General features: G+C 45.0%; 10 protein-coding genes. 2 read left to right on the forward strand and 8 right to left on the reverse strand.

All coding sequences use genetic code 11. The features are described 5' to 3' along the window. Positions 1 to 51: 51 nt before the first annotated feature. The 5 genes from E5S67_RS10315 to E5S67_RS10335 all read right to left on the reverse strand — a co-directional run bounded on the left by E5S67_RS10315 (position 52) and on the right by E5S67_RS10335 (position 8,507). The gene (locus E5S67_RS10315; protein WP_172186946.1) at positions 52 to 1,632 is read right to left on the reverse strand and encodes a hypothetical protein; all 1,581 of its coding nucleotides are present in this window, start codon (positions 1,630 to 1,632) and stop codon (positions 52 to 54) included. A gap of 87 nt (positions 1,633 to 1,719) precedes the next feature. Next, positions 1,720 to 5,673, reverse strand: a complete 3,954-nt coding sequence (cobN, locus tag E5S67_RS10320; RefSeq protein WP_172186947.1) for a cobaltochelatase subunit CobN — start codon at positions 5,671 to 5,673, stop codon at positions 1,720 to 1,722. A gap of 191 nt (positions 5,674 to 5,864) precedes the next feature. Next, positions 5,865 to 6,725, reverse strand: coding sequence for an EamA family transporter (locus E5S67_RS10325; RefSeq protein ID WP_172186948.1), 861 nt, complete (start codon positions 6,723 to 6,725; stop codon positions 5,865 to 5,867). After that, complete coding sequence (locus E5S67_RS10330) at positions 6,722 to 7,459, reverse strand: ABC transporter ATP-binding protein (RefSeq protein WP_172186949.1); 738 nt, start codon at positions 7,457 to 7,459, stop codon at positions 6,722 to 6,724. The genes E5S67_RS10325 and E5S67_RS10330 overlap by 4 nt, the downstream gene beginning before the upstream one ends. A gap of 235 nt (positions 7,460 to 7,694) precedes the next feature. Beyond that, positions 7,695 to 8,507, reverse strand: a complete 813-nt coding sequence (locus E5S67_RS10335; protein WP_422614738.1) for an ABC transporter ATP-binding protein — start codon at positions 8,505 to 8,507, stop codon at positions 7,695 to 7,697. A 202-nt stretch (positions 8,508 to 8,709) separates the two neighbouring features. Here E5S67_RS10335 and E5S67_RS10340 point away from each other — a divergent pair, with 202 nt between their 5' ends. Both E5S67_RS10340 and E5S67_RS10345 read left to right on the forward strand, forming a co-directional pair. Continuing rightward, positions 8,710 to 9,483, forward strand: coding sequence for a Uma2 family endonuclease (locus tag E5S67_RS10340; RefSeq protein WP_246276717.1), 774 nt, complete (start codon positions 8,710 to 8,712; stop codon positions 9,481 to 9,483). Between the two features lie 72 nt (positions 9,484 to 9,555). Next, positions 9,556 to 11,424 (forward strand): tetratricopeptide repeat protein, encoded by a 1,869-nt coding sequence (locus tag E5S67_RS10345; RefSeq protein ID WP_172186950.1) that lies wholly within the window; start codon positions 9,556 to 9,558, stop codon positions 11,422 to 11,424. A gap of 147 nt (positions 11,425 to 11,571) precedes the next feature. On the opposite strand, the gene E5S67_RS10350 is transcribed toward E5S67_RS10345, so the two are convergent. The 3 genes from E5S67_RS10350 to E5S67_RS10360 are packed head-to-tail and all read right to left on the reverse strand — an operon-like array spanning position 11,572 to position 15,487. Beyond that, positions 11,572 to 14,313 (reverse strand): ABC transporter substrate-binding protein, encoded by a 2,742-nt coding sequence (locus E5S67_RS10350; protein WP_172186951.1) that lies wholly within the window; start codon positions 14,311 to 14,313, stop codon positions 11,572 to 11,574. A gap of 60 nt (positions 14,314 to 14,373) precedes the next feature. After that, positions 14,374 to 14,964 (reverse strand): AAA-like domain-containing protein, encoded by a 591-nt coding sequence (locus tag E5S67_RS10355; RefSeq protein ID WP_172186956.1) that lies wholly within the window; start codon positions 14,962 to 14,964, stop codon positions 14,374 to 14,376. Positions 14,965 to 14,992: 28 nt separating this feature from the next. Continuing rightward, complete coding sequence (locus E5S67_RS10360) at positions 14,993 to 15,487, reverse strand: hypothetical protein (RefSeq protein WP_172186952.1); 495 nt, start codon at positions 15,485 to 15,487, stop codon at positions 14,993 to 14,995. Between the last annotated feature and the right edge of the window lie 124 nt (positions 15,488 to 15,611).

Genomic DNA, 15,611 nt, shown 5'->3' on the forward strand with positions numbered 1-15,611 from the left:
CTTCCTTCTTTTTACCCTAACCGAAGCCGAAGGGCTATCTTCCATTTTCGTTCAACCCTCAGCGCGGCTAGATTTGGGCCGCGGCCAGATAATGCTGGAATCTGTCGCAAGTAGGCGAGAAACTGCGATCGCCCCAAAGCGGTTGAGGTGGCTGGGGTCAAAAAAATAGTCGTTGCGGCCAGGCCACCGCTGCGACAAGTCGCGGAAAGCGAAGCCTTTTTGCCGCGAAAGTTGGTCCATTCGCTGCCGGAACTGCTGTTCTGCCCACAGGCGAGTTCCATCTAAGTAGTCGTCGGTGAGGGGCAAATTGACGAAAATCAGGGGAATTTTGCGAGCTTTGGTAAATGCTACAACTGAATTAAAGGCTGTTGCTTGTTTGCCTCCGAGGTTGAAGTTTTCGTAGTCGCGATCGTACTGGCCTGAAACGTAAGCGCGTTCTCGATAATAAGTGTTGGGATTGTAACGGATAGATATAGGCATAAATCCGTTGGAGTCGATCGAATCTGCCAATTCGCTGACTTGCCTCATTGCTACTGTTGTCGGCTGCGAGACTGGAATCAATTGTGCTTTTTGAGTTGCTGCATCGGCTGCGATCGGCTTTAACTCATATCTTGCAGCATTCTCAGCAACAGGCAAGATGCCCGTCCCACGAGATATGAATTTGATTGTGGGGTGGGCATCTTGCCCGCCCCTGAAAGGTCGATCGACAGATGCCTGTGCTCTGCGGAAAGTGTTGTTAGGGCAGGGCTGCGGGAATTTGTAACACTGGGGAATCACATTCGGTTCATCCGACTGCAGTTCGGGGCGAACGCCTGCGGCTAAAAGTTGGCTGCCTTTAGAATCGACGATCGAATTAAAAGTGCGATCGTCCCGGCCGCTGTTAAACCCCCGCACACCATCCGCCCAGACAATCATTTGAGGCAAATGATCCGGCTTCAAAAGCCGCCGCAGTTGAAAGTCAACTACTTGTGCAGTTGCGCCGTTGACTGAAAAGTTAAATACTTTTAAGCCCGGACGGCCATTTTGGGCCAAAGATTGTTTTAGCTGTTTGGGATCGACGCCCTGCAATGCGCGGGAACTGCCGACGATCAAAACGTCTGGCGGACCGACGGCAGCAACGTAGGATAAGTACAGTTCTAGCTTTTCGTCGAGCAAATCGCTGCTGAAGCTGACTGTACTGGCTTGCGATCCGTTTGCGCCCGCTTGCTGTTGGGAATAAACGAGGTTTTTCATGTACTCGATTACTTTTTTCTCCGCAAAAGCCCGTTTGGGACTGCCTGGGGGAACGGCTTGCATCCAGGCGACTGCCTGCACCCACAGGGTGGCTACTTCGTCCCAGTCTTGTTTTGAATTGGCTGATTGAGCTAAATTAGAAGCTTGGGTGGCGAAGTTAACTGACTCCGTGAAGGCATCGTTTTGTGGGCATGAAGCAGCGCTGAGGGATTTTTGGGTTAGGTTGGCGTTTTTAGCTAACAGAGACGTTGGCGACTGCGCTAGGACTGGGGATTCGATCGAACCCGATGTTGCTGCGGTGTTGGGCGGCTTCGTTGACGAACATCCCAAAGTTAAGGCTAGCAAGGCGGTTGCGGCGCAGGTACGTTTGAGGATGCTAGCAATGTAGCGGCGAATCATAAAGCTTACAGCGATCGCGAAACATTACTAGATATTACCGCAAGCCGCCATTCCTAAGCAGCCGCGATCGTGACGTTAATTGCCTATTTATGTATGGGATTCGATGACTGCTTCGGCTTGCAGGGCGATCGATCTCAATTTATCCAATGTATCCTGGTTCGCACTCTGCCACAACCCCCGCTGACGAGCTTCTAGCAATCTTTCCGCCATATCTCGCAGTGCCCAAGGATTGTTTTCTTGAATAAATGTCTGCACTTTCTCATCAAAAATGTAAGCCTCTGCGATTCCTTCATACATAAAATCCTCTACACAATTTGCCGTAGCATCGTAAGCAAACAAAAAATCAACAGTTGCTGCAATTTCAAAAGCACCTTTATAACCGTGTCGCATCGCACCTTCTATCCATTTGGGATTCACAGCCCGGCTGCGATAAACCCGCGCAATTTCTTCTCGCAGTTGCCGCACTTTTGGATTTTCGGGAATTGAATTATCTCCAAAATAAGTTTCAGGATTTTTGCCTTGCAAATTGCGAATTGCGGCAGCCATTCCGCCTTGGAATTGATAATAATCATCGGAATCGAGGATGTCGTGTTCGCGGTTGTCTTGGTTTTGCAGAACTATTTGCATTTGGCCGAGGCGTTTTTCAAATGCTTCGGGTGCAGAACATCCCCATTCACCCCCCCTAACCCCTCCTTGTAAAGGGGGGGGACAAGAGTTGGAATTAGCCCCCCCTTGTAAAGGAGAGGAATTAGATTTAGCCCCACCTTGATAAGGGGGGGTTGGGGGGGTATCCCCTGGTTGTAAAGGAGAGGAATTAGATTTAGCCCCCCCTTGATAAGGGGGGGTTGGGGGGGTACTTGTATAGGCGTAACTGCTCCAATTAATGTAAGCTTTTGCTAAATCGCTGTCGTCTGTCCAGTTTTGAGCTTCAATTATGCCTTGAAGTCCTGCGCCGTAAGCACCCGGTTTTGAGCCAAACACTCGAAATTGCGATCGCCCTTGCGCCTCTTCCTGACTCAAACCTGTAGATTCCCAATACAGAATCTCTGCTTGAACTTGTGCGGCTAAAGGGTTGTTTTCTGCCGGTTCGTCTAAATCTGCCACAGCTTTTACCGCGCTGTCAAACAAATCAATTAAATTAAAAAAAGCATCACGGAAAAAGCCAGAAATTCGCAAAGTAACATCAACGCGCGGCCGCCCCAAAACAGAAACTGGCAAGATTTCAAAATCTACAACCCGGCGCGAAGGGCCATCCCAAACTGGTTGAACTCCTATCAGCGCCAAGGCTTCGGCGATGTCGTCTCCCCCCGTCCGCATGGTGGATGTTCCCCACACTGACAAACCCAAAGTTTTCGGATATTCGCCGTTTTCTTGGGTGTATCTTTCGATTAAAGTTTCAGCAGCAACTCTGCCAACTCTCCAGGCGGTTTCTGTGGGAATGGCGCGGATATCTACTGAGTAAAAATTCCGACCGGTGGGCAATACATCTGGTCGGCCGCGAGTGGGCGCGCCGGATGCGCCGCTTGGTATGTGCCGCCCATCTAGTCCGCGCAAAAGGTTGGTAATTTCTTGGTTTGTTTGAAGGAGTGAAGGTAAAAGATAGTTATTTATCCAGTCTAATTCTTGTTGGGTTGCTTTTCCTATTTCTGGATTGGCAATCGCAGATGAACGCGGATGAACGCGGATGTTTTCGATTAAGTTATCTACTAATTCAGCGGCTTTTTCTTCGAGTTCTGCTGTTAAATCGCCTGCTGTGCGCTGCTGAATTATCGACGTTGGATCGCAGGTTAAGGGGTCGAAATCGTAGCCTGAGTCTTCTGCTAGGGCGCGGGTTAAGCCCGATCGCGCGTTGGTGGGATGGCGGGCGATCGCAATTATCAAATCTCTCAACTGTCTACCTTCGGGACACTGCCCGAAAATGTGCAATCCGTCGCGGATTTGGGATTCTTTGAGTTCGCAAAGATAGCCGTCTGTACGGGTAATAAATTCGGTAAATTCCGATTTATTTAGTTGTATTCCTAAGTCTTTATCTAAGTTCTCTTTGTTGGTGAGGGCGAGAATGCGATCGCGAATCATGGGCAATCTGGACGGATCTAAACTTTGGGCTTCGCAATACTCATCGATTAAGGTCTCCAACTGCTGCAAAGGCCCGTAGAGTTCGGCGCGAGTCATCGGCGGTGTCAGGTGGTCGATAATCACAGCTTGCGATCGTCTTTTTGCTTGGGAACCTTCCCCCGGATCGTTGACAATGAAGGGATAAAAATTCGGCATCGCGCCTAATGCTACTTCTGGATAACATTTGTTAGACAATGCTATACTTTTACCTGGCAACCATTCTAAATTGCCGTGTTTTCCAGCATGAATTATAGCATCAATTCCTAACTTTTTTCGCAGCCAGTAATAGTAAGCTAGATAATTGTGAGTTGGTTCTAAGTCTGGGGCGTGATAATTTAACGCGGGGTCAAGTTCATATCCGCGCGATGGTTGAATTCCTACAAATACATTACCGAACTGAATCCCCGGAATCGGAAAGTAGGGACAGGGCATTGCCGTGTCTCTACCTTGTGTATGACCTTCCGCCGATCCCCATCTTTGACAAATTCCATTCTGTACTTCCTGTGGCAAACTAGCAAAATATTCTTCATATTCTGCCAAATCCAAAGATTGATAAACCGGCCGCAATTCGCGTCCTTCCGGGTCATTTGTCACGCCCAAAGTTAACTGTTCAATTAACTCGTTACCGCTAGCGGGGATGTTTTCAATTTGATAGCCAGCTTGCTGCATAGCTTGAAGGATTTCGACACAGCTAGCGGGCGTATCTAAGCCGACGCCGTTAGCTAAGCGGGCGTTGCGAGTGGGGTAATTTGCTAGAATTATGGCGATGCGTCTGTTAGCGGCTGGGGTTTGTTTCATTTTCACCCAATTCGCGGTTAAATCTGCTACAAATTGAATGCGATCGCCCGCTGCCACATAGCCTACTACATCTGTTTCTAATTCGCTGTTCCAAGTCTGTACCGCTTTAAAAGAAACAGCCCTAGTAATGATTTTTCCGTCTACTTCCGGCAATGCTACATTCATCGCCACATCCCGCGGCGAAAGCCCCTGAAGTTCCGTTTCCCACTGTTCCAAACCGCCACCGCTGAAGATTGCTTGCAATACGGGAACGTCTAAGGATTTTAAGCTATTTTGTTCCGGTTCTTGACTGCTGAAACCGGAGACTGCAAAACTTGTGGTGTTGAGCAATAATTGAATTGGTTCTGATTCTTTGGGCTGGAAATATTCCAGCAATTCTATTTGCAAATCTGGTTCCCGCAGAGACGACACAAAGACAGGAAGCGGTACTAAGTTTCGCTCTGCTAGAGCTTGACAAAGTGCATCAATTGGTGCTAAGTTTCCTGATAAATAATGAGCGCGATAAAATAAAATTCCGACTTTAGATTTAGAAGTAATGTCCCCGTGTCCGCAAGTTGGGGACGAGTCAATTGGCTTTTTCCAATCATAAATTCCGACGCGGGAAACTGTTTGAGGTAGCGGTGGATTATAAGCAGTTTTCAGGCAAGTATCTGCTGCAAATTTGAGTGCGTTAACAAAGTTTTGAACTCCGCCTTCTGTGAAGTAGCGCCACAGTTTATTGACGACTGATAGCGATACATTGGAATGGCTGATTAAATCCGGATCTGGGCTGTCTTCTCCGGGCATTACAATCAGTGATGCGTTAGTTTTCTGCACAGTTTCTCGCAGGATTTCTAACCCGTAAGACCAATAAGAACGCCCTCCTAGAAGTCTTAAGATTATGACCTCTGCGCGTTCTAAAACTTCCTCGGCATAGGTGTCAATTGTTAGTTGTTGCTGCAACTGAAGCAGGTTTACTGCGCGCACTTTGGGGAATGCTGCCGGCATTTTGGATGCGGCGGCTGCGAGAGTTTGAATGTCGGTGTCAGCAGCACTAATAAATACTATTGGTGCTGGGGTTTGCTGAATAAAAATTACTCCTTCTGCTTGAGGGTTCCAACCTCCCGGTGTGGCGGCTATTTTGTGCATTAATTTTTTTTATGTTAATAAATAGTGAGACAAAGTGCGATCGCCTTGAGTATAACATTACTTATACATCAATAGAGGCTAGGGCGTGTTTCCCACCCAGACATCCCCGCCCAACCGAGAGAGGGCGGACACGGGGGAACCGCCCCTACATTCGCGGGGAGAATGAGCGTCAAAGTCCCGGAAATCTCAACCTATAAACTGATAAATAAAACTCCCAAGATCATGATTGCTGCCCCTAATAATCTTTCTTGAATATCTTTTTCCTTAAAAATGAAATGACCGAACAATACACCCATTAACACGCTAGTACGCTTAAGCGCGATCACTCGCACTACGAAAGTTAATGTCAAAGCTTGCATTTGAAAAATTACTCCAGTAGCATTGATAAACCCCATAGCAGCTAGCATTGGTAATTGTTTGAGAATTTTTTGCCCTGGATTTGGGGTTTTGTGCAATAAAACTGGCAGTAGCAAAACACTCATTGTACCAAACAAACAGAATATCCAAAAAATAGGGTAGGAATTTGTAACTCCTATTTTGTCAAAATTTGAGGCAATACTCCATAGAAATGCGACGATTAACATCAATTTGGGCCCGGGTTCATCCAGCAGTGCTTTGAATGGGGCTAAATATCCTTTGGATTTCTCTTTAATATTTAATAAATAAGAGCCTGCTACGATTAGTAAAATGCCAATATAATCAAGAAATTTGGGATATTCACCGACAATTAACGGTGAAGTTACCAACATGAATAATGGTGTCAAAGCTAGCAGCGGTACTGTCAGGGATAAATCTGATAATTTGAGGGCTTTGATGTAGAGGAGGGCTGTGACAGCGTTGATACTACCTCCGATTAATAGGGCGAGCCAAAATTGAGAGTTTAATGGCGGAATTCCTGTATATAATACCCAGGGAATCAAAAAGATGACTGAAAAAAATGATAGAGACCAAGCAACGACATATTCGTCACTTTTTTTGAGGTTTTGTTTGCCAAAAACGTCTTTGACGGCTTCAAAGAAAGCGGTCAAGATTCCAAAAATTAACCAAGTCAACCTAAATATGCGCTCCTGACTCGCTCGTCGTTTAGCAAATCCGTTCCAATACCTGTGAGGGTAATATTACCAGCTTCTAGTACGTAACCCCGATCGGCAATTTGCAGTGCTAAACTGGCGTTTTGTTCGACTAAAAGGATTGTAACGCCTGTGGAGCGGAGGTGGTGAATAATTCCGAAAATTTCTTTGACGATCGCGGGTGCTAAGCCTAAACTAGGCTCGTCTAATAATAGCAGTTTCGGGCGGCTCATCAGCGCACGGGCGATCGCCAGCATTTGCTGTTCCCCGCCGCTGAGGGTTCCTGCTAGCTGGCGGCGCCTTTCTGCTAGGCGCGGAAATATCTCAAATTGGCGCTCTAAATCGGCTTTTACGGCCGCCGAGTCCGATCGAATATAGGCCCCCAATTCCAAGTTACTCAACACCGTTTGCTGCGCCAAAACGCGCCTCCCTTCTGGACTGTGGGCGATTCCCAATTTCACAACTTCGTGAGCTTGACGGCGGGTAATATCGCGCCCGGTATAAATAATTTGTCCTTGGTTTATATTAACTATTTTGGAAATAGCCCTGAGTGTGGTACTTTTTCCCGCACCATTAGCGCCGATGAGACTGACAACCTCCCCCGCATTCACGGTTAAATTAATATTTCGCAGGGCTTGAATTCCTCCGTAATTTACACAAATACTCTTTAGTTCTAAGAGGATATTTTGCGCTGTTTCTAGTGGGGTATGTTGCATTTTGTGTAACTTAATTCTTGATAAAAAACTGTCTTTTTTCCAGTAGTTCGAGACTCAGTCAGTCCGCGATTCCACCAGGGGTTGAAACCCCAGGTTCATAGCTGAAGTCCTATGAAGGCTGGCAGATACATTTAGGACTAACTATTATTCTTAGTCCGCGCACCCTCTGGACTTTGTGTGTGTAAACACGATTTCCAATTACGCGGTGACTCAAGATGACATAATTTCAATTTATCTAAGTTTCATCTCCCAAATAAGCCTCAATCACCGCCGGGTCATTTCTCACAACAGCAGGCTCGCCCAAGGCAATAAGCTGACCGAAATGCAAGACGGCAATGCGATCGCACAATCCCATAACTAGCGGTACATGATGCTCGATCAATATTACAGTTAAATTGAATTGTTGGCGCACTTCTCGGATAAATTCGCTTAATTTGTGCTTTTCATTGGGATTCATCCCCGCAGCAGGTTCATCTAACAATAGTATTTGCGGTTCTAGGGCTAAAGCGCGGGCAATTTCTAAGCGCCTCTGGTCGCCGTAGGGTAAGTTTTTGGCTTGTTCGCCCGCGCGATCGCCCAATCCGACTAGATCCAACAATTCTAAGGCTTTCCGCTGGGTTTTGCGTTCCATTGCGTTAGACGCTGGCAAGCCGAAAATCCCCGCCAGCACCGATAAAACTGGATTGCCCGATCGACTGTGGATGTGTCGGGCGATCGCCACATTTTCCACAGCAGAAAGTTCCCCAAACAACCGAATATTTTGAAAGGTTCGGGCCATACCTTTATTAGCAATTTGATAAGGTCGCAGTTTAGAAATATTTTCCTTTTGATAAATCAGAGTGCCACTAGAGGCAGGTATCAGTCCAGTCATTACATTAAATAGAGTGGTCTTGCCAGCGCCGTTAGGGCCGATCAATCCAAAAATCTCGTGTTTTTGAACTGTAAAAGATACATCGTTTACAGCAATTAAACCGCCAAAGCTACGAGTTAATCTTTGTGCTTCTAAGATAGGATTGCTTTTTGAGAGGGGATTGCTGTTTAAAATCACAATAAACTACATAATATCGGCAATCTAATTATGCCTCAGATTGGGATTTAAATAAATAGCCTCGCGCTCTCAAATCAATTACTCATTACCAATTACCGCTTATTAATTACGAGGCATCTAGCTGATTCAACGGAAAACCGCTATAATATTACAATTGCCGTACCGCTTCAATCTCCTCAAGCCGTCTAGCCCGGGTAATCTTATGACGATGTACGTACCGGATTCGCAGCATTCGCAAACAAAAGTCCTCCCTACAATGTATGATTTACCCAGTGAAGACCCGGAGGAACCCGGTTTGCCTGACGAATTTCACGAATTTCAACCCGAACTGCTGCGTCTAACCTGCCGCCCCGCCAACCATCCACCAGAACAAATATTTATAGCGACAGACCTCAATCTCTACTACGATTCTAACCATTTCAATTGGTACAAAAGACCTGATTGGTTTGTCGTATTGGGGGCTCCGAGATTTTATCTAGGTAACGAATTGCGCCTCAGCTACGTGATGTGGCAAGAAAATGTCAGTCCTCTGGTAGTAGTGGAACTGGTGTCACCTGGGACTGAAGATGAGGATTTAGGAATCACAGAAGAAACACCAAATAAACCGCCTACTAAGTGGCGAGTTTACGAAGAGATTTTGCAGATTCCTTACTACTTTGTTTTCAGTCGGTACAACAATCAACTGAGAGTATTTCGTTTGATTGGTAATCGTTACCGCGAACAAGTTTTAACCGAGCCGCGCTTCTGGATACCGGAATTAGAATTAGGTATAGGTTTGTGGGAAGGTTGTTATCAAGGTTGTTCGAGGTTGTGGCTGCGTTGGTACGATGTCAGTGGCGATTGGGTTATGACTCCAGAGGAGTTTGAAAGGCAGCGAGCAGAATTAGAAAGTCAGCGAGCAGAATTAGAAAGTCAGCGAGCAAATCGATTAGCCGATCGCCTCAGAGCAATGGGCATTAATCCAGAGGAGCTGTAAAATTAAATAGCAGCATGAAATGGTGCAAGCTGCAAGCGCTGTCCATAAAAAGTTATTAACTAAAAATAAATTATGCCAGAATCTACCTCATTGCGCGATCGCTACTTAGCCCTAATCGACAAAATTGTCGAAATCACCCTCAAAGGTCAAATTCGCTCTAAAGAACAAGTCTATCAAATGCTGGTGCAAGACATTGGCACCGGTACTGGCGAAATCTTTGAACGCTGTTTCGGCGAACGCCTTGATGCCGCAGAAAATCAACTCAGAAATGAGAAAGACGAAATCAAACAAGCAAAGGCAAATCGTACCCTCCGAGCTCTCAAAACCATCCAAGGAGAATGGGAACGCTGGCAGAAAGATAACCGCGTCGATCGCGAAATTGCATCCTCAATCCAACAAATCCTTACCGCCGAATCTAACGGCCGCCTCCTGGCATTATTGCAAGTAATCGATCCGAATAAAGAACATCCGTTAACTCTGGCTCAATTGCAGCAATTGGCAAAATCCCTGCACCAACAAATGCTGCAAACTGCCAATCCCGAAACCGAGCGAGATTTGCAGCAAATCACCGCCGGTATTGCCAAAGGTTTAGAATCTTGGCAGCGGTTGGAACCAGAACTCGTCGGCTGGATTTATCAGCCGCAGCAGCTAGGATTTGCAGGTAGTCCCGAACAAAATGGGCCTTGGGCTTTTTGGGCAAAAAAAGTTAATAGTCCCTTTCCCCAGGCTCTTTTGAATACTATTGCGCTCGGTGAATCGGTAGTTCAACTCGCTGCCAAACAATCGAATTTAGAGTTAGGCGGATTGGTGGAATTAGCGATTATCTTGCAGTGCTTGCAGCGGGCGTTAGCGACATGGTTTGACAAGCAAGTTTACGATTCCAAAGTGTCAACAAAAGCTTCAATTTCTACTTACATTACTTTTGCTGTAATTTGGAGTCAGCTAGCTAGTGGGTTTAATAATTCTACCAAGAGCGGGGAACAGTTGGCAAATGCTTGTTTTCAAGTAACTTTGCAAATTTTGCGCGCTTTTTCTCAGCGAGAATATTTTCCGCTTTACGGCGGAATTTTTGCTTCGTTTGATGGTAAAGCTCTGCGCCATACTTTGGATTATTTAGACGAACCGCTGCGGCGAGTTGAAGGCACTCAAGCGAAAGCTCGGATTCTGACGCTTCTGGGTTATTCGATGCAGGCGGCTGGGGCCTACGAGCGATCGATCTTGCTGCACAAGCAAGCGCTGGAAATTGCCCGTCTCGAAGGAGACAAAGCTTGCGAAGTTGCCAATCTCAATCACATCAGCCGCAACTATGTTGATCAAAAAAATTATCAAGAAGCGATTAATTACAGCCAGCGGGCTTTAATTATGGCACGACAAACGGGAGAACGCCAAGGCGAGGCAAATGCCCTGGCAAATTTGGGTTACAGCGAAGTTTTTCAAGCGCGCCAGTTGGAGGAGGTGGAACCGGAGGTTTATGAGAGTGCGATCGGTTATTTGGAACAAGGTTTGTTGCTATCGGAAAAATTGGGAGACAGGCAAAGTCAAGCTTTTTGTTCCAGCAGTCTCGGTATCGCTAAAATTGCCCTGGAAAATGCTGAAGGTGCGATCGAATATTTGCTAAAAGGTTGGCAAGCTGCCCAATTTTCGGGCGACTTGTATTTGCAAGGTCTGAATTTGGCTTATTTGGCTCAAGCTTATTACAGAATCAACGCACTAGAACAAGCGATATTCGCTGGCAGTTTGGCGATGTATACTTTGGAGCAAATAGGGGCGGCGGAGTGGCGCCAATCGGCGGGTTTGCTGATTATTTTGCGGGGTCAAATGGGGGCAGAATCTTTTAAAGAATCTTTGGCTAGAAGTCGAGCAAACATCATTCCGGCGATCGGTGTTGACGGCTACGATTACATCCCGGAGTTGCTGGAAAAATACCAGCAATCTATTTAATCTCAAATCCGGGTTTGTTACTGGAGCACTCGGCGGTTGAAACCGCTCCTTGTCAAGCGAAGTCCGCCGACGCGAACTAAGAAATTCATTAGTCTCGCGTTGCGCGGACTTTGTATGTATAACCGCAATTTCAATCGCCGGGAATTATCACTCTTTCTCCAGTTTAAAATCGAGGCCATTACTACCTTTAAATACCTTGACGAGAACTGGTTCTTGACCTTTGCGCTCACCGTTAACAAAATGGAGTGGATTTCCTGAAGTTTCATTTGCTGCAAGCTTAATAGATTTGAGGTTTGTCAATACAGCATCGCGGGAGGGTTTTTGAGCCACAGGCAGAGCTTTAATTAAAGCTTGAGTCGCATCATAACTGGTTGCTGTGCGCCAGCTAACATTCCCTTCCCATCTTTTCTTAGCTTCAGCAGCAAATGTTTTTGAATTTTTTTGCTCTCGAAACCAAGGTACAGCTAAAACCAAACCTTCAACAGCCTTTCCGCCTTCTAAAATCTGTGGATTGTACAAAGCATCCGCTCCGAGTAGCTGTAGCTTTTTGGTTCCAGACTGGCTTAGTTTTTCCTGGGCGCTGGCAATTTCAATTGCCACAGAAATGCTCTCTGTGTCTGGCAACAATACAGATGCATTAGCTTGATTATTAAGCATTGTTGCAACTACGCCAGAAGCATCCAGTGCAGGATATGTCAAATCAATCGGATCTCCTACAACTTCTCTATCTTCTTTTTCAAAAGAGTCTTTAAACGCCTTTGTTAGGCTCCCACTATATGTACTCTTAGGGTTATTGCAAATACCAACTTTTTTGTAGTTGTTGTTTATAGCATAACTCGCTAATTTTTTAGCAGTTTCTGTGTCGTTTGGCACGGTTCTGAAAAAAACCTGACTCTCCGGTTTAGCGCTAGTGAGCGTAGTGCTAGGGAGTGTAGTGCTAGTGCTAGTGGGGGAGATTATAGCTAGCTTACCTGTTTGATACTCAGGTAGTGCAGCTTCCGTAACTTTACTGGTATTGTGTCCAATCACTCCCATAATATCTTGGTTTTCTATTAGCTTTTTAGCAACTTTTTTTGCTTGATTGGGGTCATTCCCATCCTTAGCTATTAGAATCTTCAAGAACCGATTCTGTTTTTTGTCGTTGAACTTATATTGTGCTTGTGCAACTCCTCGCAAGATTTCCTGAGCGATTTCGTCTTTAGGATCCAGAGGTATAACTACTGCAAGAGTGACTAATTCTTTCTTTTCCTTGTTTCCTGATTTCTCCTCTTTCAAGGCTTTGGCATTATTGAAATAAATTTCTACTTTTGGATCTTTACGATCGGCTATTCTCGCTTTTTCAAAAAACCTATAAGCTTCTTCATAATTATTTTTTTTGAAAGCTTCAATACCTTTATCTCGATTGGAATTTTCAATGCCCTTAAAGAGAGTCCGCTTACCTTCGCTCAATGGCTCATTCACATCTTTAATATGCCACCAAAGCCAGTAGCCAGACCGACCTATACCCACAAGCAAAAGCAATAAAATTACCCTAAAAATCCATAACTTTAACTTCCGTTTTTTTTGATATTCCCATTTTAGGCTTGCATTTATAAATTCCTCGTCTTCTGAGGTTAATGTCTTATCCTTACCCCATTCGAGTGCCTCCTTTAAATCTTTTCCAGTCAACAGTTTGGATTGGGATCGATTATTAGTAAGCCATTCCTCTATTTTTGTCCGGTAAGGTCGTTTACTGAACATCTGATTAAATTGTTCGGCTTTCACTAAAGCTATCTGCTCTTCAACCCAGTTTAGCTGATTTTTAATCCATTTATAATTAAAAATTAGTGGATAAATCCGATTGTAAACTATTAAGTTTTTCTGCGATTTTATAACTAACCCTGATAACAGCAATTTTTGTTGTTCATAACTGTCATCAGCAGGGATTTCATCATTATATAATATTTGCTCATATAGCTTTAGTAATTGATGTACACTTGGCAGACTGGAGATAGGGTGAACAATGAAATCGGGGTCATAGCGACCGGGAACAATACGCTTGCGTATAGTCTTCAAATGCTGCGGGTTATCCTGGTATTCCCAGTTTTGGACGATCCACTGTTGCACCAACCCTCCTACTCCCGATACCCCGATACCATTTTGTACAATAAGATCGCAAAGTTTTTGGGTAAGAAAAGGTTGCCCACCTGTCCAATTGAAGACTTCTTGCAGCACCGCCTGCGGATTGCTAACTCTCCCCTCTAATCCCTGAAGCAAAGGTCTAGCTTCATCTCGATGAAAGCCCTTAAGCTCAATCGCCGTACCAATATTAAACGGAGTGATGTTTGGATCGGCGATCAAATCTGAGGGAGTGGCTACCCCTAACAGCACGAAAGTTATACGCTGGAATTCTGATTGACTAGCCCGTTGGTTATAACAACTTCGGATCAATGCGAAAAAATCATCTAGCTTGCCCTTCAGACTATCACTGAGAACCGAGTCGATTTCATCTACAAAAATGACAATATTTTTGGAATGAGGAACCAATTTTTCTTCAATAAATTTACTCAATCGATTCACCGGCGACAGTTGACTATGAAGATTGCACCATGTCTTTGAATTAAAATCAGGGAGATTTATACCTTTTGCCAGACAATCAATAACTCCTGCGTACCATTGCTCTATCGTGATATCCGTGCCGATATTATTAAGGTCAATATTAATACAATCAAATTTTTCTGCTGGCAACCGTTGCATTGTTCTGACTTTCAAACTTGATTTGCCAGTTTGTCGCGAACTCAGGACATAACAAAACTGCCCATCTTCCAAGGCTTGATACAAGTTTTCATCTGCATCCCGCTCGACATAGGTGGGGGAATTAGGGGGCAAATTTCCTGATAATACGTACATCTATTAATCCTCCACTAACTGTGAAAATACTATTGATACAAATCCTACCGAATCGAAACATTATTGTCCCGTTTCGGCTTCTGAAAAATCAATCACAAATCCTACATTAAACTCCCGATTTGTTCTGATATCTTGAGAATGCACAATTACCAGCCGTAGTTTCTTCCAACTATCGTTGTTCGCAGCATTATTATGCCAAAATACCAGCAATCTAACAAAGTCGTTTGCGATCGCTTGATGTTCAAGAATCCATTCCACGTTATACAAGACCAAAACAAGGGCAGTTGGGATTTTCGGTAACAGGTATGTTTCAAAGTAGTTACTACAGTTGTTGCTCGGTGTTACTCCCTCCCAAGACTCCGGTAGTGTATTTTCTAGCTTAAGTTTCCTGGTAATTTTGGTGCAGAACCACTGCCATAACTGATCTGAGTTGGTTAAAGCAGCTTTTGCCCACTGAAAGTTCACGCCAACTGCTTCATAGTCTTTCGGAGTGTGCTCCTTGATAATTTCATCGGCTATTAAATGGATTGTGTCGCTTGGTCGGGAAGTTTTTACGCGTATTAATGCCCCTGGTTTCTCAATCGCCTGATAAAGTTGTGAGCGTACAACTGATGCTTCTGGGGGAATTAATTGAGGAGTACCCCGATCAATTTCTTGTAGTGTGGGTGGAACTGGTGGTCTAGTTGTACTGTTTTTTTTTTAAGAGTTTTTTAATTCCCCCAAATACCCTTTTCAACGAGATTTCTGTATCTAGTTCAAGCTCATAAGACATAATCCCAGGTATAAGAGGCAGAGCGGCTTTCAGCTTACCTGCTGCAGGTGTCTGCGGTTCATTCACCTTGTCGAGAATCTTCTGCAACTTCTGCATAAACTCATCGGGATATTGATTAGGTTGGCTTTGAATCAGTTTTACTTCCTCCACAACTTTAAAAATGGCATTACTCGCAGCCACTTCGTCCACTTGGCAATCGCGTGCTTCATCCTCAAGAAGCGACCAATACTCCACCTCGTGCCTACGAATTGCTGGTAAAATTCGTACTCGGATGTCCTGCTTGATGGCGGTTGCTTCCTTGGGGCCGATAGCCATAGGGAGGGCTTGTTCTGCCTCGCCCAGTTGCTCGTACCACAAATCTAAGGTTTGTTCTAAATAAGCTAATCTTCTGGTTGAGTTCATGCAAGCCTAACTCCTGTGAAATTAATGATATATTAGACATCTCCGAAAACAATCAAAGCCTCTGTGTAGTTAAGCTCCTTGACGTAAATGTAATCATCCTAAATTAGCTAGTGTGCACGATAAA

It is taken from the genome of Microcoleus asticus IPMA8 (assembly GCF_013179805.1).
Taxonomy (GTDB): Bacteria; Cyanobacteriota; Cyanobacteriia; order Cyanobacteriales; family Microcoleaceae; genus Microcoleus; species Microcoleus asticus.